Annotated in this window: 17 protein-coding genes; 7 read left to right on the forward strand and 10 right to left on the reverse strand. The window is 44.7% G+C overall.

Annotation, left to right across the window (positions count from 1 at the left end):
- The first annotated feature begins 218 nt into the window (after positions 1–218).
- The 3 genes from JNUCC31_RS06640 (at position 219) to JNUCC31_RS06650 (ending at position 2690) form a co-directional block, all read left to right on the forward strand.
- Positions 219–1157 (forward strand): hypothetical protein, encoded by a 939-nt coding sequence (locus JNUCC31_RS06640; protein ID WP_192269810.1) that lies wholly within the window; start codon positions 219–221, stop codon positions 1155–1157.
- 71 nt (positions 1158–1228) lie between these two features.
- Complete coding sequence (locus tag JNUCC31_RS06645) at positions 1229–2188, forward strand: S8 family peptidase (protein WP_192269812.1); 960 nt, start codon at positions 1229–1231, stop codon at positions 2186–2188.
- Between the two features lie 73 nt (positions 2189–2261).
- The gene (locus JNUCC31_RS06650) at positions 2262–2690 is read left to right on the forward strand and encodes a hypothetical protein (protein WP_192269814.1); all 429 of its coding nucleotides are present in this window, start codon (positions 2262–2264) and stop codon (positions 2688–2690) included.
- 209 nt (positions 2691–2899) lie between these two features.
- On the opposite strand, the gene JNUCC31_RS34060 is transcribed toward JNUCC31_RS06650, so the two are convergent.
- The gene (locus JNUCC31_RS34060) at positions 2900–3139 is read right to left on the reverse strand and encodes a helix-turn-helix domain-containing protein (protein ID WP_416234425.1); all 240 of its coding nucleotides are present in this window, start codon (positions 3137–3139) and stop codon (positions 2900–2902) included.
- A gap of 756 nt (positions 3140–3895) precedes the next feature.
- Here JNUCC31_RS34060 and JNUCC31_RS06660 point away from each other — a divergent pair.
- The 3 genes from JNUCC31_RS06660 to JNUCC31_RS06665 all read left to right on the forward strand — a co-directional run bounded on the left by JNUCC31_RS06660 (position 3896) and on the right by JNUCC31_RS06665 (position 5967).
- Entirely contained in the window at positions 3896–4528 is a 633-nt protein-coding gene (locus JNUCC31_RS06660) for a TetR/AcrR family transcriptional regulator (protein ID WP_192269817.1), read from the forward strand.
- Positions 4529–4714: 186 nt separating this feature from the next.
- Positions 4715–5203: an amidohydrolase family protein gene (locus JNUCC31_RS33765; protein WP_267132501.1), complete on the forward strand. Its 489-nt coding sequence runs from the start codon at positions 4715–4717 to the stop codon at positions 5201–5203.
- Positions 5204–5211: 8 nt separating this feature from the next.
- Positions 5212–5967 (forward strand): amidohydrolase family protein, encoded by a 756-nt coding sequence (locus tag JNUCC31_RS06665; RefSeq protein WP_267132502.1) that lies wholly within the window; start codon positions 5212–5214, stop codon positions 5965–5967.
- Positions 5968–6057: 90 nt separating this feature from the next.
- On the opposite strand, the gene JNUCC31_RS06670 is transcribed toward JNUCC31_RS06665, so the two are convergent.
- The 5 genes from JNUCC31_RS06670 to JNUCC31_RS06690 form a co-directional block, all read right to left on the reverse strand.
- Positions 6058–9285 (reverse strand): AAA family ATPase, encoded by a 3228-nt coding sequence (locus JNUCC31_RS06670; protein ID WP_192269821.1) that lies wholly within the window; start codon positions 9283–9285, stop codon positions 6058–6060.
- Positions 9282–9911 carry a hypothetical protein gene (locus tag JNUCC31_RS06675; protein WP_228469549.1) on the reverse strand — a complete coding sequence of 210 codons (630 nt, stop codon included), beginning with the start codon at positions 9909–9911 and terminating at the stop codon, positions 9282–9284. Before JNUCC31_RS06675 ends, JNUCC31_RS06670 begins: the two co-directional genes overlap by 4 nt.
- A complete protein-coding gene (locus JNUCC31_RS06680; protein WP_192269827.1) occupies positions 9877–11343 on the reverse strand; it encodes a hypothetical protein in 1467 nt (488 codons plus the stop codon). The genes JNUCC31_RS06675 and JNUCC31_RS06680 overlap by 35 nt, the downstream gene beginning before the upstream one ends.
- Complete coding sequence (locus tag JNUCC31_RS06685; RefSeq protein ID WP_192269830.1) at positions 11319–12749, reverse strand: hypothetical protein; 1431 nt, start codon at positions 12747–12749, stop codon at positions 11319–11321. Before JNUCC31_RS06685 ends, JNUCC31_RS06680 begins: the two co-directional genes overlap by 25 nt.
- Before the next feature lie 523 nt (positions 12750–13272).
- Positions 13273–13866: a YdeI/OmpD-associated family protein gene (locus JNUCC31_RS06690; RefSeq protein WP_192269833.1), complete on the reverse strand. Its 594-nt coding sequence runs from the start codon at positions 13864–13866 to the stop codon at positions 13273–13275.
- Between the two features lie 247 nt (positions 13867–14113).
- On the opposite strand from JNUCC31_RS06690, the gene JNUCC31_RS06695 reads away from it, so the two are divergent.
- Entirely contained in the window at positions 14114–14524 is a 411-nt protein-coding gene (locus tag JNUCC31_RS06695; protein ID WP_192269836.1) for a hypothetical protein, read from the forward strand.
- Positions 14525–14771: 247 nt separating this feature from the next.
- On the opposite strand, the gene JNUCC31_RS06700 is transcribed toward JNUCC31_RS06695, so the two are convergent.
- The 4 genes from JNUCC31_RS06700 to JNUCC31_RS06715 all read right to left on the reverse strand — a co-directional run bounded on the left by JNUCC31_RS06700 (position 14772) and on the right by JNUCC31_RS06715 (position 24219).
- Positions 14772–18308, reverse strand: coding sequence for an S-layer homology domain-containing protein (locus tag JNUCC31_RS06700; protein WP_192269839.1), 3537 nt, complete (start codon positions 18306–18308; stop codon positions 14772–14774).
- Between the two features lie 656 nt (positions 18309–18964).
- Positions 18965–21859: a collagen-like protein gene (locus tag JNUCC31_RS06705; RefSeq protein ID WP_323374365.1), complete on the reverse strand. Its 2895-nt coding sequence runs from the start codon at positions 21857–21859 to the stop codon at positions 18965–18967.
- A 164-nt stretch (positions 21860–22023) separates the two neighbouring features.
- Positions 22024–22716: a CPBP family intramembrane glutamic endopeptidase gene (locus JNUCC31_RS06710; protein WP_192269842.1), complete on the reverse strand. Its 693-nt coding sequence runs from the start codon at positions 22714–22716 to the stop codon at positions 22024–22026.
- A gap of 903 nt (positions 22717–23619) precedes the next feature.
- Complete coding sequence (locus JNUCC31_RS06715) at positions 23620–24219, reverse strand: TetR/AcrR family transcriptional regulator (RefSeq protein ID WP_192269845.1); 600 nt, start codon at positions 24217–24219, stop codon at positions 23620–23622.
- Positions 24220–24386: the final 167 nt, after the last annotated feature.

Below are 24386 nucleotides of genomic sequence, written 5' to 3' on the forward strand. Positions count from 1 at the left end.
AATTCTATAACTCTTTATTTCTTAGGCTGGATATATTACATTGCATTTTATCTTTATATTATCAGTTATTATAGGTCAACCTTTTTATAATAACAAAAAAACGACAAAATAATACATTTTTCAGACTTTTTGACCCATTTAAGATTTTACGTATTAGAGTTACGATTGACATCAGCAAATGCGCATTTGCAATTATTGTAAATATTGGAGGAAATATATTGAAGAAAATATTGTCTATACTTTTAGGATGTTCTTTACTTATGTCTGTAGCTCCTGTTACTAACGCTACAGAATTAAATTCCAACAGTACAAAGCTAGATGAATTGATTGCCGATGGTTTAACTGAGTCTGAGGCCTCTAAAGTACTTCAGTATGAAAAAATCAAAAGCGAACTTGCTGAAACTGGACAAGTACTGGATCTGAATGAAAATGACCATATTATTGTTACAACAGATCCTAGTACTAGAAACCTGACTTCAACAAAAGCAGTTGGACTTCCAAAAGAGGATATTTCTTTCTTACAAGAAGATTACGAAGAAAAGAAAGAATTAAACATTCTGACTCATGAAGAACGTATGAAGGAGTATGAAGAGTATAGAGAAGAGAATCCAACAGTTACAAATGATAAACTGGAATTTGAAGATGGCTCTTGGATTGAATTCACAGTAACTCAAGAGAGAATTGACGAGATTACTGAGGATAATGTAAACGTTTATGCTTTGCCTAACCAAAAAGAGATGTCGAGTAAAAACTGGCCTTCGGATGGTAATTTCAGTGCTACAGCTGAACTGAAGCAATTTGATGGTACAATTTATTCAAAGATTTATGTTACTCAGATCACTAAAGTCAGTAACGGACAAAAACACGTTGAATTCACTGGCGAAGCATGTGGAAGAGCAGCGGTTGGTATTTCTGAGGTAGGGGATTGCACTTTACAGGGACAAATTACTGAAACCGATTACTATAAAAAACCAGAGATCTGGACCCAAAACGAAGCTAAAGCTTCCTTTAAATTGTCAGCTTCGCATAGTGTATCTTTGGCTGGAGTATACTCCTTCACAGTCAATCAGAACAGTACTTGGGAACAATATGTAAGCATTCGTTGTTCATTGATTGGTTCACACTATTATGCTGGTATTTATGGTGTAGGTATTTAAAAAATTAATAACTAAGTTATACGACAACTAATATTGTCGTATAACTTATTACTTTGTAAGCGGGGTTACTTATGATCAGATCCAAACATATTGTTTACATTTGTATCATCGTATCTATTATCACATGTTTTTCTATTCTAATTTTGAAATCTGATAATAAAACAGCAGTTATTCTAGCCACAGATAATATTAAAGAGTGGCCCTATAATAATCTAAATTACTATCCAGTAAAGAATGAAATTGAAATTAAACCTTTATCGATTGCAATTATCGACACTGGTACTGATAAAACAAGTCCCTGTTTAAAGAATATGGATATAGAAGAAATTAAAATAACTGGATCAGAAGATAATGATAGTAAACATGGCACATTGATCACCTCAGCATTTTGTACAAGTAAATTTTTAAACACTCCATCATTAGATAAAAAATTGCTAAGGGACCATTTGAAATTGTATTCAATTGATGTTGGAACAGACCAAAAAATAGAAATTGAATCTTTAAATAAGGGATTATCCGTAGCCCTAGAAAAAAACGTTGATATCATTAATCTGAGTATAGGCACCTATAAGAATAATGCAAAACTAAATGATTTAATTAAAGAAGCCCTTAATAGGGACATAATGGTTATCACATCCGCTGGTAACGACATGACACGTCAAAAATTATATCCGTCTGCATATGAAGGAGTTATCACAGTTGCCGCGATAGACCAGAGAAATAACTATGTACAAACAAATAATTTCAATAGTGACATAACTTTGAGTGCCCCAGGGATTGATATTCCCACATCTTTAATGGACGAGCATGGTAAAAATCAGGTTATATCTGGTACGTCAGCCTCAAGTATTTTAGTATCAAGCTTGGTAGCACTCCTGAAAACAATTGATCCAGAAATAAATGGAAAAAGGCTTAACGAAATTTTTAAACAAACTTCGATCGATTTAGGCACAAAAGGAAGAGATGACCACTATGGATTTGGGCTCATCGATTTTCAAAGTATAATTAAATATGTCAATCAAGCCAAGTAACTGTTATATTTTTTATTATTGATAAGTAAAATTAAAGATGCTTCATAACATTAAAGGCTCGGGAGGATAAAGAATGGCCAAGTTACGTTTTACTATAATCATAAGCCTAATAGCTCTGGTCTCTGTATTGCTTATTTCATGTAATGAGAAAAAAGAAGTATCTCTCGATGACTTGATTAAGACTATGAAAGAATCAAGTCTAAACATTGAAACAGATGAAGTTGAAGTTGCCTCAACCCACTATGCATACAATCCAGAAAAAAAGATGTTTTATTTAGGTTTACAATTCAACAATGACGAAGTCCCTTCCAATGAACAACAAAAAGCTATTTATGAAAAATTTCTTTCTAAAGCTTCTGAGGTTACAAATACAGGCGATTGGAAAAAAGCCTTAGAACTATATAATGTAACATTTGAACAATTATTACCAAATAATAAAAAAAAGATACTCGCCATAAAGAAAGAAAACTCAGACATAATTGAACTTATAAATTCGAAATAAGACTATCTAATATTAAATAAGGAGTAATTTTCTGATCTGCCCCTTTGTAAACACTTGACGGATTGTAATATGAAGTGCGACACCTACTGTAAATAAAAAATGGCTCATAGCCTGATTCGTGTAGAATGAAAGTTACCACACAAGCAGGTATCTGTGGCTAAAACAAGGTAATTCGGTCCATTTGATGATAGGCCATCACCGTGGAAGTATCAAGACATCTTTGAATAGCCATAAGGTAAATAGATAATATCCGTTAAAGGGGCGAGACCTGGGATTTTCTGAATTCCTTTGTATAAGGTTGGACACCGTCTTGTTCTCCTGATTCGCCTTTCCGTTTGTAACGGATTGGGTTTCCGATGAGGACAGACCAAATTGGATTTCTTCATCAATCTGCGAATTCGTTTGAGGTTATACACCATGCCAAACTCATTGCTGAGCATCATTTTGATGGAACGTGAACCTTCCTTAAAACCTCAGCGATGAAAGGCTTTCTTCACTCATTTAAGGCATTCTCATTGCTATGAGCCGGCATTAAGCGTGTACCAGCTATTTAAAGATAACGATAGTAGTCGGATCTGGAGACCCCAGGAGCTCAAAAAGGTACCGGGTCATCCGCTTCATTCCTTGGCCTACGGCTTATTGAATGAATTCAAACTTAAGGACTCAAAATTGGAGATGATTTCAGTAAACGTCAGTTCTCTTTGCCGGGGATGCCCTGAAGCTCCTTTTCTGAAGTCAGAGAGCCCTATGATGCCATCCCGTTCATAGACTTTTTTCTAGCGATCAGCGCATGGCTCTAAACGTGTCATGCCGATAAGAGGAATGGAAAATCCAACCGCCTCAAAGATGTCTCACGATGTTTTGCCGAACAGATATTGGTCGATAAAAATACGTTTGAATTCATCGGTGGATGTCGAGGATTTTTGACTAACCCTATTGATATATGGATTCATAGATAGAGCCTCACGATCATTCTTGTTAAATGTTTTTTGCTCATGTTTTTCCGATGCATCTTCCAGTATACAAAAAGTATCCAATAGCAAAGACACCTTTTTTTTCAAAGTGTCCAGTCTAGGGGTACCAGTTTAATCTAAGTGCTCCTTTTTTTAATTACCTTTAGTTTATTCTTCCCCGATTTGACACCCCCCACAAAAAAGCCTAATCTAATAACGAATAATCCATTCACTATTAAGGAGTCGTTCCCGATGGTGCAAGCCAAGAAAGACGAAGTCAGGAAAGAAATTGAATATGCGGCGCTCAAAGTCTTTTTTGAAAAAGGCTATGCTGATGCCAAAATGAGCGATATCGCGAATGAAATCAATATTTCCGTGGGCAATATCTATACTTATTTTAAGAACAAGAAAGAACTATTCTACGCCGTCGTGCCGCCAGATCTGGTGGATTATTTGAAAAATGTGCTGGTGGAGACGATTCACTTCGATAACCAGACTTTGTTCGAGGAAACAGATAACGAGCGAAAGTCGGCGCTGTTGCAGGAACAGGTGGATGTATTACGGAAGTACCGGGATCAGATTGTCATCATCTTTGAAAAAAATAAAGGAACGATCTACACCAACGCCAAGAATGAACTTGTCGAACTAATGATCGAAACCAAGAAGGCCTACCTTAAAAATCAATATAAACGATACGAGATTGGGACCGAGGAGAACTTGATCTTACTGAACATTCTCGCGCATAACGTAATCGACATGAACCTGGATCTGTTGAAGCGGGATATGAGTGAAGACAGCCGCAAGCAAATATTTGAAGCGTTGTATGTATACCGACTGTACGGCATGAAGAGTTTGAACGAATTACGGTCGAAGACCAATGCCTAAGGAGCTCACCAAGCGTCACACAGCGTGCAGATCAGATCAACTCCACTTGGTTTGCACGCAAAAAAACTTCATCAAAGATCAGCCTATTTTTTTGTTTTAAAAATGAATTAATAATTCACTTTTAAAACAAGTATCTACCAGTACTCTAACTACTCACCTCACCCACACCCAATGGAGGAACACAAAATGAACACCGCTTATGCATTGAGAAACGTTAATCTGATCCATGGAGATATGAACCGCAATCTGCAAAAAAATATGACGATTCTCGTCAATGAACAAGGTCTTATTCAGGATATTGGCAAAGAAAATGAACTGATCATCCCGAGTCACTACACAACAATCGACCTCTCAGGAAAATACGTGATGCCTGGGCTGATCAATGCTCACGTTCACCTTTTTGCAGATGGGAAACCGTTCAGCTTATCCGTCAGCGAAGGCATGTTGAAGTTCGCATATGATCGAATCCTGAATACCAAATTCGGCAGAAACGTTTTGAAAAAACGAATGAAACGCAATGCGCTAACCGCACTCCATGCGGGTGTAACGACGATGCGTAGTGTCGGCGAATTCTTTTACACCGACGTCCAGCTGCGAGATGAGATTAACAAAGGTGAATTCGTTGGTCCAAATCTGCTGTCTCGGAGGCCAGAAAAAATGTACGGATCAATGTGAAACACGCCGTGGATTGGATCAAAATCTGTGTGACGGGCGGCGTGACGGATGCAAAAATGGTCGGCGAGGCTGGCCGTTTACAGATGACAGTGGAGGAAGTTGCAGCGATCTGCGATGAGGCGCATAAAATCGGTTTGCGGGTGGCTGCCCATGTGGAAAGCACGGAAGGCGTAAGGGTCGCGTTAAAAGACGGCGTCGATACGATTGAGCATGGCTCCGAGATGGATGACGAGATTATCGGCCTGTTCAAAAACAATCCAAATGCCCTGAACGGCTATACTGCGCTTATTCCTACCTTTCTAGCTGCTTATTCATCTGCTTTACTCGATACCAGCGTAACGAAGGTGAGCGCAATCGTGAAAAAAAACTCCAGACTGGTGTATACCTCCATGTTGAAAGGTGCCCAACAAGCCATCGAAAACGACATTACTATCGGTCTTGGCACCGATGCAGCGATGTCGTACGTGACTCACTATGACATGTGGAGAGAAATGGACTACTACATTAAACAGGCTAACCTTAACAACAAGCAGCTGATCGACATGGTCACACGTAACAACGCGAAGATCTTGGGTATAGAGGACGTTACAGGTACGGTCGATATCGGAAAACAGGCAGATCTGATCGTGCTGGACCACAATCCGTTAGAACACATTGAAGCATTATCCAATGTACGCATGGTTATGGTCAAAGGAAATCTAATTCAAACACCATCTGTGACGAGAATCAAAGAGGTGGATGAAGTGCTTGATTCTGTGTGGTGAGAGCGATTGGGGCCAACATGCTCATCATTGCCTTTACGCCCTCATTCAACAAAAACATGACCACCCGTTAGATGAGTGGTCATGTTCCTCTTACAATGTTCCAGCTTTTTTCTTAATTCGTATCAATGCACTGCGTGTTATTCTAGCATCGTGGTACACGGCGAAGGCTTCGCTGAAATAGTTCAAGTAATCGGACTCGTGGGATTTGGGGGATAGAATAATCATTTTGCGTGCCAATTCGTCACGGTACAGTTCAAACACTTTGGCTTTCCTGCTCTCATCTAAGGCACTGTCGAATTCATCCAGCATAATGTAGCCTGGATTCGCGTCAATAGTTTTCATGAGTGCAAGGGCAAACAGCAACGAACCTAGCGATTCCTCGCCGCCGGATACACCCTTGCCAACCTTGCCACTTCGGCCCTTCATGCTGATCTCCTCCAGTGTTCCCCGATGCCCTTGCTTGCGCGCTTTAATATGCAGGAAATACTTGACGTTCCCCTGCTTCTGCTCCTGCATGTCCCAACTGACTTCACCATCGAAGGAGAATTTGTCCATATACTGCACAAAGCGCTGATGAATTCGCCTTACTTCATAATGAATGGTATTCATCAGCTTTTCCTCCAGATCCTCCAAACTCTCTTCGAGCTGTTGCAAAAGCGAACGAGCCTCCAGCACCTCCTGGGCTCCCCGGTCATATTCCTGCTTCACTTTCTCATAATTTTCAAGTGCATTCTCATCTACCGTTTCTCTGCAAGCAAGCTCCAATTGCGTTAAAGCCATTTCCTTCTCATGTCGCGCTTCCGCTTCATTCCATTGCATCTTGACTGGAAAGTCCGGCTGCTCTTCTGTAATAGCTGCCAATACGGCGGGAAGTTGCTCTGCCCAATTCAGATAAAATTGTTGTTCGGCCGCATAAGCTTGCTCCGCCACACCACAGCGCTCGCTAACCTGTTGCTTTTCCAGCTTCAGATCATCCAGAACCCGATTGGTTGATGTGATAAATTGCGCTTTTTCCCTTAGTCTTCGGGCCGTTGATTCCAGCGTACGCTCCAACTGATCGCTCTCCGCCAACTTGTCCTCCAACTCACGCTCCAGCAGTTTAAGGTGTAACTTGCTACGTTCCAGTTCATGCACCAATTGCCGGAGACGTTCCAGTTCCACATTCTGATCACGGGCCTCATGATAAATGGTCATGTATTCTTGCAGCATCTGAAGCTTCAAGCGTAGCATCACAATAGGCTGACTTAATGCCTCTTGCTCCAGTTGGAGCTGATCTCGCTTCGCTTTCCATCGTTGGAGTTCATGAATTGTACGCTCCGACTCCTGCTTGGCCCAATCTCTGCGAGCCACATCCGCGATCACACCCTCGGCTGTCCGAATCTGATGCAGTATGGATCGAATCGATTTCAAGCGCTCTTCGCATGTATCATATTGCTGATGGATATCCTCCAGACGTTGCTCCAGCTTGAGCAATTCTTCGTCCGTTTGTCTGATTCGGAGTGCAACGCCGCGTGGATTCAGCAGCCACTGCTCTTTTTCCTGCGCTCCCCGGCGGCCCCATGCATCCAGCAACTGTCCGTTCTGCAAACCTGGCTTCTGGTCCTTCACTGGCGTATGAAGCGTATGAATCCACCAGAGCGCTTTCTGCGCCGCCGCATACCGGATATCATCCAACCCCTGCTTAACTCTTAGTCCCTGCTCCTCCAACACATCGAGCGCTCTTTCGGGGACAACCTCTGGCAATTCGACATGATACAGATCGGTTGGCGCCCGGAAGCCTTTCCCATTCACAAACAACGTATATTTGATGGGCTCCAGCCTTTTTTCCAGTTCCAGCGGCGAAGTTTCATCCATCTCAAGCAAATCCCTCAACGTATACACCGCGAGTCCCTGTTCTTCCAAACTCCGAATCGATGTATCTTGTCTAATGCTTCTGACCTCATCCCGAGTTAATGCTTGTCTCTCCTTACGGAGCAATTGCAGCATATCTTCAAGCTTGCGCCGTTGATCCTGTAATTCAATGCGTTTCTTCTCTAGTTGCTGCGCTTCCAGCTCCAGACTGCTGCTTGAGCCATACTGCGCAACCATCGCTTCTGCTTCTGCTAGATTGATCTCATGTTGCCTGAGTTCATAATCCAGCTTGGCCGAAACCTTCGTTAGCGCATCCCACTTTTCGTCCGCATCAATATGCGCCTGTTTCTTTTCTATGAGCTCTTGCTCCAGCCGATCCAGTTCAGCTTGATGAGTCTGCAGTCGTTCTCTTACCTCTGCTTCTGCATAGGGTACATTCTGAATGCGCTCTTGCAGCTCCTGTAACTGATCCGCTAACTTTCTGTGCTCCAGCACCCGTGCATCATGTTCTTCGTTAAGGTGATTTACCCGGATCTCCAACTCATCCAGTACCCGATCCATGACTTCCTTTTCCTGAGTGCGTTGCTTCATTTCCTCGTCATAACGTTTATGGTCACTCTCCAGCTTCATCCATTTATCTATTTCCTCACCGTGACGATCCTCGATCTCTTCCAGCTTGTCCTTCAGCCTGAGATATTCCTGTTCATATTTCTCACGGAGTGTAGCAGAGGCCGTTAACGTAAGCCGCAGACCAAGTAAACGCCGTTCATTACGGCTGAGTAACCGATCCTTCTCCTGCTGCCAATTGCCCAGATTCAGCTGATGTTGATGCTGGTTGCTTTCTGCGGTCTGTAACGCTTGCTGCGCTTCTTTTTGCTCCTCTTTTACACTCTCCCAATGCTTCTGCATCCGGTCAATACCTGTCATCTCGCTGAAAATACGGAATCGTTCCTCTGGGCGCATCACTGCGAACTGATTCACATCCTGCTGGTACCAGATCAGATAAAACGTATCCGGGTCCACTTTGTACTTATGCTGCAACTGGTGCCGATACTCATGAAGATGGTTGGTACTATCACCTACGACATAGCGAGTTTCCTTATGCCAGTTCCACGCTTCTTCGCCTTCGCATATCCAAAACTCTTTCTTAACGGGATCTCCAGGTTTTTGCTCCATATGAAGCCGAAAGCCAACATAATCGGCAGCTTCCACTTGATGATTGCCCTTATTCTCAAACACCAGTTCAATCGTTGCTCTCCAGACCTGATCAGGCGGCAAGTTTCGGGAACGTAAACCATCCACTAGCACTTTTTGAGAAGCCAACACAGCGCCCATGCAAAAGCTGATTGTCGATTTGCCCGACCCATTAGATCCACCAATCAAAACATGATCTTGTCTGTCACCCAGTTCAAGCTGGAAATCTACAAAATCCCGAATGCCGCTAAAACGAATAGCCCAAGGCGTCATGAGTCTTCACCCGCCGTCAAGTTGTAACGTTTAAAAAATCTCAACACATCATCCATATGAAGCTTTTGGGAATGGCTGAATTCAGCGAACCTTTTTAAATACGAATCTGAGAACAAACGACTTCCGATCGTTGTCAGCGCGTACGCTTCCTCGTTGGAGGGATTCTCGTATTTCACAACTGCCCCGAGTTTCATCAGCGCATCCAGGTTCATCAGAATTTTACGCCGCACGTCCAGCGATTCATGCCCGAAGGCTTCGAGCAACTGAGCAAATAACGTATATTCATTCTGTAAAACCTCCTGATGATAAAAAATGAACATCAACAGCGCAAGGCTTTCAGATGAAAGCAAATCTCTGGCCTGTCTGGCCGGGACATGAATCAGGGCCACGATCCGGTCTCTGCGTTCATCATAGACGACCTGAAAGTAGCGGCTGATGGATTGGTTTACCCTTTTCAAAAAAGAAACGAGTCCTTGCTCATCCTCCTGCTTTAACTTCAAAATCTTCATCACCTCACGCTTGGACAATCCGAAACTGTCACTTCGCACGGATGCGGAAGAAGAAAACATAATCTGCACAAACGCATATTCCTCATCCGGGCTCAGTACCGCGGTCAGTCGTTCCATTGCCCCCAATGGAAGCTGACTGTGTGTCTCCTCCAGTTCGTCGAACGGCATATTTACCCCTTCCTTTCTCTACAATCTCCCATTCCTTGTCCTGAATTGTTCCTTCCGTTGAACCTTCAGGCTTTGCTTCTATATCCTCGTCAACCGACGCTTTCTGAGCACCAGTAAGTGCCGCAACAGCCAACAACGCATTGACTGCATCTGACCAATGCTCCGATCCCGCCTCCAGCAACAGCTCCTGTAATCCCAAACGCTCTTTCTCCTCCAATACACGCTCCACTTCATCCGTTCGAATGTTCGTCTTGGTCATATGCCATTCCACTTCCTGCAACCTGGCTTCCAGCTCCTCTTCCGTCCATTCCTCTGCCTGAATATACTGCGGCTCGGCGTATTCCTGAACGGGCTCCGTAGAAGGAACATAATTCTCCAGATAGTGCGCGGTATCAGCCAGTTGGCGGTTGGAGATGGGAGAAGCAAATTGAACCGGGACCCACATACCATCCAGTCTCTCGCCAGGAATACGGTCCTGCTCCAGAAAGCTCAAAATCTCATGACCACTCGGCAATTCCGAATCCGAACGCTTGAGAAAGGATTGAATAATAAATTGACGAATCGCTTGTGGAGATATCTCTTGTCCAACCTCCGTCTGCTGCAAGTGTGAAAATTTCAGAAACTTGTTCAACGTCCCCATCGATACTTGAGTCCCCTCGAACATCACTTCCGTCCCCCGCTTCAAGATCGGGGCAAAGGCAAAACCTTCTTCAAATGTAGAAAACCGCTCCAGACGTTCATCCATCCGGGCATTTAATTCCTGCATAAGCTCCACAATAATCTGAATCTGTGGTAGCGCATGTCGATCAGCGAGAAATTCCAGTTGGCGTTCTTTCAATTTGTCTACAGCATCTTCCACATTACGAATCATACTCGCAAGCCGATTACCTCCTGAGATACCTTTATCATCATAAGCCTCACTTAGGTCCGCATCTCGCTTGGCCTGAAACAAGGAACGGGCAATTTCATCCTGCATGTAATACGCGAGTGAATCATTGGCAAGCCGGATGAGCATGTCCATCATGCGTTTTCCCGCATCCATCATCGTCAAGCGTTTCTTGCCGCGAATGATCCAGTTATATTTTTGCAACACATGCAGCAAACGCTCCATCGGAATATTCGGTTCAGTGCCATAACGATTCCGAAAGCGATAAAACAAAGCCTCCTGATCCTCTAATGGCTCGTCCAGTCCAAGGGCTTCACGCTGAATCAGATTCAACATTTTCAGAACCTCTAACACTTTCAGCGGCTCCTCGAAATATTCACGAAGTTCGGTTAACACACCCGCCAGCTTGACGATATCCCTTAATGCTTCCTTTTGAAGATGGTCCGGGGTATCTGCGCCCAGAATCGAGATCATACTGCCAACCAACTCATCCAACGCTCCATACCTCCCATCTCGGCTTCCTGTTCTCCAGCGTGCCCGAGAGCAAGCCTTTTCTCCATTTCGATCTCAAAAGACGCCCAGCGGTGAGCCTCACCTTGAAATTGCTCCCTTTGATTGGCGGACGGGATCGGAAGAATCCATTTTGTACTTAAAGCTGTGTGAGACTGCAACAGGGATTGCACATTTTTGGAGATAACGAACCCCGCTTCATCGACGTCACACCAGACCACCACTTGCTCCAAGTGATTGGAATGTGTCAGCACATCAGCAATAAACTTGCGGTGTCCGCTTCGTAGTTGACCATCTATGCCCAGCACCAAACTGTCTGAACGCATCAAAAAATCAGGCTCTGCTACCATTCGTGTAACAACCGCACGATTCTCCACGATCCAGAGAACACGACATGTCGTATAGAAATGAGTGCTAAATACCGTCAGATCCGTCGTAGCATGCAGGAAACCCTGTGGATACTGAAATCCACCCGTTCCGCTTAATTGACCTGCAAAATAGACAGGTGTAATCACACCTTGACTGGACAATCCGATGACATGCAACGGAAATCCGAGATTTTGCTCGAATTGCTCCAGGAAAGAGAGCTTGTGTATATCAAAACGTTTGGAGCCACCGATAGTACGATAATGTCGTGCACCAATCTCTTTCCAGTCAAAAGAGGTCTTGACGGATACAATCTCCGCAACCGCTATAACGAACTCGACATACAGTAAAAGTTTCTTATGCGTCCAAGCTAAACGATCCATCTCTAAAGAGTCAGCTATTTCGTTTATGCCCGATGTTTGCTTCAATTCTGCAACGAACCTCTCCACAAAGCGCCAGAAAGCTTGGTGGTACTCATATATTTCACTTACTTTCGCTGAATCTTCTGAGGAAATGGCGGGGGCCTCTTTTACAGAATCCAGCACAGTCATTAAAGCATTGTACCAATCCTCAACTAACACCTGGCTTTTTCCTTCTTCTTGCACCTTTTTCAGCTCCAGCAGCTGGTATAACTTGTAGCCCATCCTGTATTCACTTCGTTTTTCCGTCTTTCCATCGGATTCATACTGTACCATACGTATAATAAAACCTTGGCGCAACAACGCTTGTATATCTGATTCCAGTAATCCGCTTCGCTTCAAATCTGTGTCTGTTTTTCGAACACCCGTGCTGTAAAATAAATGGATTGCCCTCTCGTCTATGTCGCTAAAAGCATTTAAGCTCCGATCTTCCTTGTCCTCCATCATCATGGCCGTAATTCTAGCAACTCTTTTCCTGATTCTAGCTGATACCTGATAGACATCCAATGCATATATTATGCCAGCGTCTGTGACTGGATTCTCTTCAAGTTCCAAACCCTTTTTCAAGTAATGTTTATATATAAACACTTTCATCTCGGGATTCATGATCCATGCTCATCCTTCATCATTAATATCTTGTATTGTTAATATAACACTGGTATAACTACATGCAAATAAAGTCCGCTAAATACGAAAGCTCGAACGCTTCTTTACGAATTTGACCAACAAACACGTAAACGACATGGTGACCCGCACAAATGCAAAGCTTCTAGGGACGGCATCGTTACGGGCCCCGTGATATTAGCAAACAGGCTTATGCATGTAATAACCAACCAAATAGAGGCAAGATCCCTTCGTTTTAGGTTGGATATAAAAAAGGCTATTCCCAAACGTCATACGGATGACAGGGAAAAGCTTTTGGAGTTTGTATAATTCTAACGAACTCAGAAGAAGTTATTAGCCCCTTTTCGGGCAGTTCGAACATGTAACGAACCGTAAAAGCCTTATTCTGACGATTGGGGACATTTTTCAGGCTGAGACACTCCTTTGAGCTTAAATAACTCTTCTCAGGTTCGTTAGCGCTTGGAGCATTGGAACCACAGGGAAATGACTTATGTATAATTACTTATCAATCATTTAATCCTTTGCCCTCCATAATAGGCTGCATGTACTTCTCGATTCGTGACACTTTTGTTTTGGATTGCTTCGGTTGAGAGAAATAATAGAGATATGCCCGCTGCCGTCCGGGTGTTAGTGCTTCAAATGCATCTCGGAAAGCAGGTTTCTCATCGAATTGCTGTTGAAGTTCTTCAGGAATGCTGTAGTCAGTATTCGTCTTCATTTCTACTTGCATACCGGCTTGTTCCACTTCAATAGCTTCCTGGATGTAGGCTTTCAGAATGGCTTCCTGTTCCACAATTTGCTCCACATTGGTGAATCGGATCTGGCGCCCTGCCTGTACATTCTCCGTTTGCTGGATCAAGATGCCATGCGTATCCTTTAACAAAGCACCTTTCATGAACAGAATGGCACAGTACTCTTTGAATCCATGGATTAATACGATATTTTTACCATTCAACGTGTAACACGGATGCATCCATTTAAAATCTTCGGTCAGTTCACAATCCAGAATAATCTCCCTCAGTTTCTTGGATTCTTCCTTCCAGGTTTTAATTTTGCTTAAGTAGGCGTCCACTTTGGGATTCGTATTGGTATCGGTCATCAAGGAATACCTCTCTTCATCTTATGAATTCATAGGTTCAATTGTACTGGTTTTCAATGGATTGTACAGCGCTGCTTACAGGAGCTTTTATTGACTTTTCCACTGCGATTTAAACCTTCAATTAAAAAAGGCCATCCCTCTCAGGATGACCCCATGGTAAGCTATATGTCATCGCTGCTTCCGCTCGGCGTTTCACTTAAATAATAAATGTCTACATACTGTACGTACATTGAAGGGGATGAAAAAATTGAAAGCAAGAAATAAATGGCCCTTCGCGGTGATAAGCAGCTTTGTCGTGATGCTCCTGGTAATCGTCTATTTCGTTTTCTTTTCGGATGATATGAAAGGATGGTCTTCACCAGCAAAGGAACAGCAATATTACACTGGCACCATCGTTGAAATAAAAGAGCAAGACAGTAAAGTAGACGGAGACAAAGTGCTTTACTCCATCATACTGGATAATGGAGAATATCTGAATGTAACGAAAAATTCGAGGTTTTATGTTACTTCGAATGACTTCTATCAAGCAGATGCAAAATTCAGCAAAATGCGAATCGAGGCTGATTTCAACGATGTTAATGTAGGTGATCAAGTTGAAAGTTGGACGAGACAAGTAAATAATCATTTATTTGAAATATATGAGTTAACTATCAAATAAACAAGGGTCGTCCATAAGTCATGAGGTTGACGGTGGACGACCCTTGTTCTCGTTATTTTGGTTTAACGAACCTGACACGTTATTCGTTACAATTTGCATGCCTTGAAAATCCGCCGTTTAAGCTGCACTCGGTTCGTTAGCACCTCTCAAGCTTGACGCATCACGCTGATCAGCCGTGTAGCCAAGCCTATCGAAATGGGGAGCCCAATCGAGCAGCCCTCTTACTTCGCTTCATTATATTGTACGATTACACATGCAACGCCAACAACAACTTATAGATCATTGCTGCTGCTTCCGCACGGGTCGTCATATTTCCCGCGCGAACTGTATTGTCCGTATATCCGTTCACAATCTTGGCCTGAACGGCTGTCTCCATAGCTTCCTGTGCCCAAGCTGGAGTTTGCGTCGCATCAGCGAAGCTTGGTTTTACATTATCTCCACTCGCTCCGGCCTGTGCATCTGCACTTAACTTCAATGCATTCGCCATCATTACCGCCATCTCGGCACGAGTGATCGTCTGATTAGGCTTGAACGTGTTGTCTCCATAGCCCTTCACGATACCGGCTTGCACGGCTGCGGCAATATCGCTCTTCGCCCAGTCTGGCAGACTGCCTTGATCCGCAAACGTTGCATCCGACTGCATGGACTTCAAGGCCAATGCCTTACTGATCAACGTAACAAACTCTGCCCTTGTAATCTTCTTGGATGGTTGGAATGTACCATCTGTGTAGCCTTGGATAACGTCCATGCCAATCAAACGATCTGCATAGTCGGATGCCCAGTGTCCGTTCAGATCGGACAGATTTGCTGGTGTGTAACTGGACACAACAAAGGTACCCAGATGATTCACATTAGCCGATACTGTTCCTAATGCATTCGTCTTACCACCGATGAATACCCAGCTCTGACGAGCTTCATTATAATAGTAGATTGCTGGCTGTGTTCCTTGAGGCAGCTTGGAAGCGTCATATTGCAAGCTCAGTGCTGCCTGCTCATTCAATGTCCGTCCGCCAGTGCGGCTGATTTGTACCGCTTGACCCAGTACGTTAAGCGAAGCTGCATTCCGCAATTGATCCTTGGATACGATAGACAGCTGCAACGTATCTTTTTGCTCAATGGCTCCAGCCGGAGCATTGAATTGCACGACGTCTTTCAGACCCGTTTGTACAGGCTGATTCGCTCCTACTTCTACTTTTACTTCAGTAGTTGATTCTGACCCCGCATCCGGGTTAGTTGGTGTGGTTGGAACGGTAGGCGTTGTTGGCACACTTGGTGTACTTCCTCCCGAATTCCCACCAGAGTTGCCTCCATTACCTCCACCTGAACCCCCGCCGCCATTGCCCGAACGGGCTTGTACGGTAACCGTACGTGTGACTTCCTGTGCTGCATTACCAGCAATATCCTTCACGTTATACCGAAGGGTGTAGATTCCTGCTGCTTGTGTGTTCACCGTGCCATCCACCTGCACGGAACCACGGATGCCGACATTATCAGAAGCCTGTGCTCCAGGCTCGTTGTACGTATCTCCCACGTTCAGCGTCATCTGGCTGCTACCTTGCAGGGTGATGACGGGAATCTCACGGTCTATTTTAATGACCAGAGGTAAAGTATACGTTTGTTCCAGATCATCGGTTGCTCGGAATAAAAGATTGTGCTCTCCTGGCTCCGTTACCTCCAAAGGCGTATTCTCTGTATATGGTTCGTACGTCTGCCCTCCATCACGGGACAACTCGATCATGGCGGAAGTAGCAGGTGCGTATACTGCGCTGGTTACACTAACTGTTACGGACTGGTTTGTCCATGTATCCGTATGATACGGCTGGCCATCAGCGGTGGTCATGTTGCTCTTTAACACCAATACCTGATTATTTGTTCCTTCCACAATGACGTTAAACGTCTTCGTGTCGCTCACACTGCCACGTTGTACCGTTGCCGTCAATTCCAGTCGCTCATTATTCTCAGGCTGTGTAAGAAGTTTCCCCTGTGCATCCATCAATTCCGGGTTGGAGCTGGACCAACTAATCGTTGCGCCATGTTTCCCTTCCACAGGAAGGGTAAGGTCGGAAGTGACGGCGTTCAGATCGCCCAGATCGATCGCTTGAAGCGTATCTGTTACCGCCTGTGTATCACTGTAAGGTGTGGCACTCACGAAGATCGGATTGGAGTAGAACCACAGATCGCGATAGTTCTGATCATTGATCTCGTTGAAGCGAGTCGTTGCATCAGCTGTTGTAATTTTCGGGTCAAGCTGTGGCTCACCATTTACGGTCTCGCCTGTTACATTCATGCCCAGATTCGTACCGCGCAGGCGGAAATACTTATCCTGGTCTGTGGCTTTGATCTTGTACGTGATGACATGGTAGCCTTCGGCATCTGTCGTCCAGTCGTTGGACGTGAAGGTTGCCAGTACTTGGGTGGAGTCGTTGGTATCTTTGGAATATGCGGCGGTGCCCTTCTCGGCCTTGCCCGTCACATCTCCCGCGATGAGATCTACGTGATCAACCACCTGTATTTGTCCAGCAGACGTGCCGCTGTTGATTGGTTTTTCATAGTTGTTGCTTGTGGTTGGACTCTTGAAACGGATTTTCAGTTCCACTTCATCACCTTGAGTCACGCTGAGGTCTCCGCCCATTTCGGCCTGAGTGCCTGCGCCGGAAGCCGTGAAGTCCAGTGCGTTGATCAGATCACCGAATACGGAAAATGATTTCCCCGAACGCAGTCCTTCCAGCACGGCTTGCATGCCAGTACCCTCAACCCACGAGTAGGTCTTGGCATATTCGCCTGGAAAATAACCGCTGGAATTCGTGCCAATCGTCTTGAAATGATAATCCGAATTGCCATAATTCCAGAAGTGGCGACCTTCTCCCAGCAATGCGTCCCACAGTCCGCCCACCTTGGCGACCATGTAGTCCACACCGCCGTACGTACGGTATTTGTATCCATCATCTGCGGTTGGATTGGCTACGTTGTATGTTGTGTTGTACCCGCCACGGTCCGGTTCCATCTGGTTGCCCAGCATGCCTTCAATACCAAAAACCACTTGAGGAGCCAGATCGTTGAACTCACGGAAGTCCGCGATAGTATATTTATTTTTGCCGCGTGAAGGATGGTTGATCATTGCATAACTCGTCGTTGGATACTTGGTTGCCAACCAATTGATGGCGGTTAGTGCATCCTGATGCGTCGTATAGGCTCGTCCCCCTGTCTGATTCCAATTCGCGACATCGGCCGCATTGAACAGGTTCGCTGCGCGATTCGTAAAACGATATTCAAATTCGTTCGCAGCTTCCAGCGCTTCGGTCGAATTCGGCTCATCCGTCAGAATCCCCACCCCAACGTGTTCATGCGTCGGCATGTCCCATTCGAAACCGGAGAAAATCGTCTTGCCTGCGTATTTGCCTGCATCCTGAAGTGCTTTGATCTGTGGCACCTGGTACTCATTCATCCCTTGGGACATCGGAATCGATCCGCCTGGAATGTCCACTCCATTGTGATCACGCTTGGATAACCGCAAATGATCCGTAAGCGCGATCCAGTCCAGACCATACTTCGTCAGTCCCGCGTCGAGTACATTTTCCAGCGAATTCTGCGCATCATCGGACTCAAATGTATGTACGTGCAAATCCCCCGTTTGCCATGACCCTGCTGCCGAGCTGTTGGTCGGCGTGTTATCCCCGGCATCCGCATACGTTACTGGAGCAGGGAAAGCTCCCATTACCAGGCCCGTAGCCAGTGGTATAAGCGTAAGCATAGCGAGCATTTTCTTTCCTTTGTTGTTGAACAAGATCATCCCACCACCGTTCTGAGTTGTTGTGTCGGGAGTAAATATAAGAGACTTTGAAGACAGGGTCAACACAATGAAAGCGCCTATTAAAAATTTGACATACTCCTGCATTGCTTTACATTTCGTTAACGATTTCTTTATCTGTGTCTATGAAGATCATGCTCAGTCTTACTCCATATTAAGGTCTTGAAATGTGCTGGAGAGAAGTTGCAAGAGGGGGAAGCAAAATTCGGATTTTGTTCACCATTCAGGGAATTTCCACCACAGCTAGTGGTCTATTAGGAATATGAATTCTCACCTACTGGACACAAAGTCATTTATGCCCGTTGTCTTTAAACTAAAAATTGACACAAAGTTCCCTACCAAAAATAAAAAAACCTTATTCTATAAGGGATTTCATGGTTGGTAACTTTATGTCATTCTACAATCTGCCCCGAATATCGTGTAGATTTAATAATCCCTTAATTTCTTACTAATAGACCGCCTAATAAATACCGAGCAGCATATTGCAAATTCAAATAATGTATGGCTGATAAGGCAATTCGAATCATTCCTGAACAAATAAAATTTCTTTTAAATGGACAGCCCGAACAGAAAATGCTTCCCAGCTGATGGGAAGCATTTTGTTCTTGAACCACTATACCTTTTAGATTCTGTTATATTAATGCCCCAGTAAATGTGATTGCTCCGATCGCGTTCGCTGTGCCGACCAAAGTCAACGCAACTAATGAATAAGTGACATTTCCTGTACCTGGAGTTAAATCTACATGATCGACACTACTGTTTTCAAAAGTATTATTACCAGCTGCATGCTGATTAATGCTAAATATAATAGTCGCTCCACGGAGAATTTGTAACTGAATGGCGGTAGTACCTGATGAAGACTCCCATCCGACAATTCCGGTTAACCAAACGCTGCTTCCTGCTGTGACTCCTGTTATGGTGATCGTTTTTAATGTTGTCGGGACTGTGGTCAACGGGATTGCTGAGCCCCCCGTAGTATTTGGCGAGTTCTCGGACACTTGAAATTGTCTAAAAGACCCTGTAGCACCTGTTGGTCCAGTGGCTCCAGTCGTTCCGGTTCCCGTCGCACCTGTAGCTCCAGTTGTCCCCGTACCGGTTACCCCAGTTAAGCCCGTCGCACCAGTTACCCCAGTAAGTCCCGTAGCGCCCGTGGCCCCTGTAACTCCGGTTCCGGTGGCACCTGTCACACCTGTTACCCCAGTAAGACCCGTTGCTCCTGTTGTTCCCGTAGCTCCGGTTCCGGTTGCGCCTGTCGCACCGGTGACACCAGTAAGCCCCGTTGCACCAGTGGCTCCTGTTGCTCCCGTTCCCGTTGCTCCTGTAGCCCCAGTTGTTCCGGTTCCGGTTGCGCCTGTCGCACCAGTTACACCCGTAGATCCTGTGGCACCAGTGGCTCCAGTGACCCCAGTTGCTCCAGTAGACCCAGTAGACCCAGTTGTTCCGGTTCCCGTTGTGCCTGTTACACCAGTTACACCCGTAGATCCTGTGGCACCAGTGGCTCCTGTTGCTCCCGTTCCCGTTGATCCTGTCGCACCTGTTACCCCAGTAAGTCCCGTTACTCCTGTTGTTCCCGTAGCTCCGGTTCCGGTTGCGCCTGTCGCACCGGTGAAACCAGTAAGCCCCGTTGCACCAGTGGCTCCTGTTGCTCCCGTTCCCGTTGCTCCTGTCGCACCAGTTGTTCCCGTTCCGGTGGCACCTGTCACACCGGTTGCCCCAGTAAGCCCCGTTGCACCAGTAGTTCCAGTTGTTCCGGTTCCGGTTGCTCCTGTTCCACCGGTTACTCCAGTAAGCCCCGTTGCACCAGTGGCTCCAGTGGCTCCAGTGGCTCCAGTGGCTCCAGTGGCTCCAATTGTTCCCGTTGCACCTGTAGCCCCAGTTGTTCCGGTTCCGGTTGCGCCTGTCGCACCAGTTACACCCGTAGATCCTGTGGCACCAGTGGCTCCAGTGACCCCAGTTGCTCCAGTAGACCCAGTAGACCCAGTTGTTCCGGTTCCCGTTGATCCTGTCACACCGGTTACTCCTGTTGAGCCCGTCGCGCCGGTGGCACCAGTTGTTCCCGTTCCGGTGGCACCTGTCACACCGGTTGCCCCAGTAAGCCCCGTTGCACCAGTAGTTCCAGTTGTTCCGGTTCCGGTTGCTCCTGTTCCACCGGTTACTCCAGTAAGCCCCGTTGCACCAGTGGCTCCAGTGGCTCCAGTGGCTCCAATTGTTCCCGTTGCACCTGTAGTACCAGTTACACCCGTAAATCCTGTTGCGCCGGTTACACCTGTGAGCCCCGTTGCACCAGTGGCTCCAGTAGCCCCTGTTCCCGTTACACCGGTAGAGCCCGTTGCACCCGTTGCACCTGTCGCACCCGTACCTCCAGTAATTCCAGTTGCTCCCGTTATACCAGTTGCACCTGTATCTCCTGTTACTCCAGTCGCACCCGTATCGCCAGTGACTCCGGCCGTGCCCATTACGCCTGTCGCACCCGTATCTCCAGTAATTCCGGTGGCTCCCGTTACGCCTATTGCTCCTGTATCGCCAGTGACTCCAGTCGCACCAGTTACCCCAGTTGAGCCCGTCGCACCAGTTACCCCGGTTGCTCCAGTTGCACCTGTCGCACCTGTTACTCCTATTCCGGTTGCGCCTGTTGGACCAGTGACCCCAGTAAGCCCTGTTGCACCGGTGACTCCGGTTGCACCAGTCGCACCAGTTACACCCGTTGAACCCGTTGCACCGATGGCTCCTGTAGCCCCAGTCCCGGTTGCACCAGTCGCACCTGTTATCCCCGTTGCACCAGTAGCTCCAGTCGAGCCAATGCTTACTAACAACGTAAAATTTGGCGATGTGCCTGGTATTCCTAGAGGGTCTGCAGTATTGACAACGTAGGCACTACCTTCATAGGTAACAACTTGACCAGGTACATATGAACTAGCATTAAAAGGATTGAACGGTTCAGTTTTCGTTAATTCCGGCGGTCCTGGCAATCCTGGTGGTCCTTGAGAACCTACTGGTCCCTCACTACCTTGTGCCCCGGCTGGACCAGCTGATCCTGGGCCGCTAATCCCCACTGACGCGATAATTAGTGCCACGTTCGTGGACCTGATTACACCAACTAGCTGATCCTTATGAAGAGGTAAAGTGCTTAGAAGAAGCGTAATTTGCAATAGTTCGGCTATTAAATCTTGTAAACTGATTAATGTATTGAGTCTTGGAAAAGGGACTACCTCTAATCCAGTGATAGCAAGCTCGAGAACAGATTGCAATTCCGCTTTAACAGCAACCGAAAACACTGACGTATTTGTGAATAGAAGTAATTCCTTCAAATTCCCCTGTAGAGCGCCAATATTAAAAGGGGTTGGTTGCGATATAGCAGCAGGTGCTGTCTTAGAAAATAAAATTAATAATTCTTTGAAACGCTCCAATTCCTTAAATGGAATAGAAATCTCTACAGAATTACCCTTCGATAATTTAAAATGACTTCCTCTTACCGGCAGAGAACAAAGTAGACGACCTCGTTTTTTTTTCTTGGACACATTATTCACCTCAACTCATCTTATGACTTTAAGGTGAACAATATTTTCTTAAAGTTCAGTACTGCCTGTAAATAATCAAGCAATAAAAAAAGGAGTAATTTCATATCGCAAACCACTCCTTTCATTAGACTAACGTGTCTGATTAGTTCAATAAAATACTCACTTAATTCATTTTACGGCATCTTTTTATTTGGCAAAAATACAAATTTCGCATCAATAATAATGTGTAAGACGATTGGAATCCATAAGAAGCCTGTTCCCACGAAAAGAAGAAACAAAATAGCACCTAGGTAGGTAGTAAGTAATACCCCTTTCCAACCTTGATATAAATGAACAATTCCAAATAGCAAACTAGAAACAATCCCAATCGTGATGACAGACAGTTCAAATGGTAGATGATTTAAATAATATACTACCACTCCTCGGAAAATGATTTCTTCGCAGACTCCAGCAGTAATAGCTACTAAGAGAAAAAGTAAACGTTCTTTAATTGTTGAGGGTAACAAAAATTGAATGCTTTCATCAGATAGAGCATCAGATAATATTTTTCTTAATTTTTTTGAAAAGACAAGAATCAAAGTAAACATTCCAATACAGATACCTATTCCTAATCCAGCAGCCAATAAAAATTCGAATTGAAAAGGAAATAAGGGTTTATCAAGAAAAAATAAGTCGTTTAGGGAACGATGTGTAATTACCCAAAAGACAAATACAATTATGACCAGTAACCATTGAGTAGTCATAATTCCAATGAACAATTTCTGCTTATTCACAAGGTTTTGTTCAACCTTTTTCATATAAAAATAATCCCAGATTGGATAACCTACAGCAATTATTAGTAAAAGTGCGGTTAAAAAAAGCATCATCTTTATCCCCCCTTCATTTATTATACAATACAACTCAACGATCAATTTTATTGACTATCAAAATACTTCCTTTTTATTCAACTGCCTGTCCGTTAGTTTAATGAATTAACGGCAGAATAACGATAGACTATACGCCTAATCGACTTAGGGAACATGTTCTTGTCCACAACAGCTATTTTTATTGACCCATATTTCGCTTTTTTAATACCTAGCCGCTCGTGTTCAACCGCTCATAGTGACAGTTGTTCCATAACAAAGTGATCCCATTTATGTATCATGGTACTTAATGAGGTTTTAAGACCATACGTTCATCATTTAGATAACCATCTAATCGGAAATCGGACTAAGTTCTTGTCCATTCCGGCAATCGGTACAAGTTCTTGTCCTTGGCTTGGGACAAGAACTTGTACCGATAAAATAAGAAAGCCGCTAAAATAGCGACTTCAATGGGATCAAGTTCTTGTCCCTCAACATATGGCTGGCTTCCGTTCTGGCGTATTATACATACTCAATTTTTGACATATTTATCAACCAACTTTTGTAGCGTCTTTTTTTGTACAGTAATTATTACAACAGCGAAACTGCTTGTAGCTTAAGTTCTCTTATAAAGTTCCCTACCAAAACCCTGCCAGCAGAGCAGCTCCTGTTAAATAGGCCGAACTTAATACATGAAACACCTCGAAGAATGTTGCCGTACTCAATGAAAAATTACAACATCAGGTTTACACGTTAAACTTTACGACCTTCGGGGGCTAACAGAATAATTTTCCCCTTCGTGAACACCCGTTCGGGCTATTGCATAAGACAGCTTATAAAAAGAAACGATCCATTGAAAATCAAAATTCTGAACTTGAGTTGTCATCGATGATGCCCAGCTCCATTTCGATGTGTCAGGACACCAGATTAACCGGTCTTTAAGCAGCATTGCTGCAAATAGGAGGAGAAGATTTTTTTATTCATTAGCATGTGCTTGTTATCCCCATCCAACTTGCTGAGTAAAATCCCTCCCTCCAACAAGGAAAATGCAAATGATGCCAGCGCATCCACATCCAGATCCTCCCTAAACTCCCCAGCTTGAATGCCGTCACGAATAATACTTTTCATCATATCCAAGAAGCTATGAAGCCCTTGTCTTGCCTGACCACAAAGCTCCAAATGAGTATCGTCACTTTCTACAGCTGTATTCTGCATGGGACATCCGCCAATAAATGGTGGATCGTTGACGACATTCTCATAGACACGAAAAAAAGCAACCAACTTTCCTGACGCAGACTGCTCTTGATCGACCGCTTCAGAAAATTTGCTGGCGACCATACTGGCAGCATAATTGTAGGCTTCAAGCGCTATCTCGTCTTTACTAGCAAAATGTCGATAGATGCCCCCCTTCTTAATTCCTGTGTCGGCAATAATATCGTTTAGCGATGTACCGGCATATCCTCTCTGGTTAAAAATTTCAGCCGATTTCATAATGATATGTTCCCGTGTTCTGTCCCCTTTTTTCATGAGCTCCTCCGTATGAACTTTTTTTATTTCATTTGTTTTAAATGAATTATTCAATTCGCCTTGCAATCCACTAATATCATGCTAATATAAAGATACCGATCGGTCTCTTTTAACATTATACAACAGGCCATTCTAGAATGAAACAGCGCTGGCCCATTTTTATTTCA

The organism is Paenibacillus sp. JNUCC-31 (assembly GCF_014844075.1).
In the GTDB taxonomy this organism is placed as follows: domain Bacteria; phylum Bacillota; class Bacilli; order Paenibacillales; family Paenibacillaceae; genus Paenibacillus.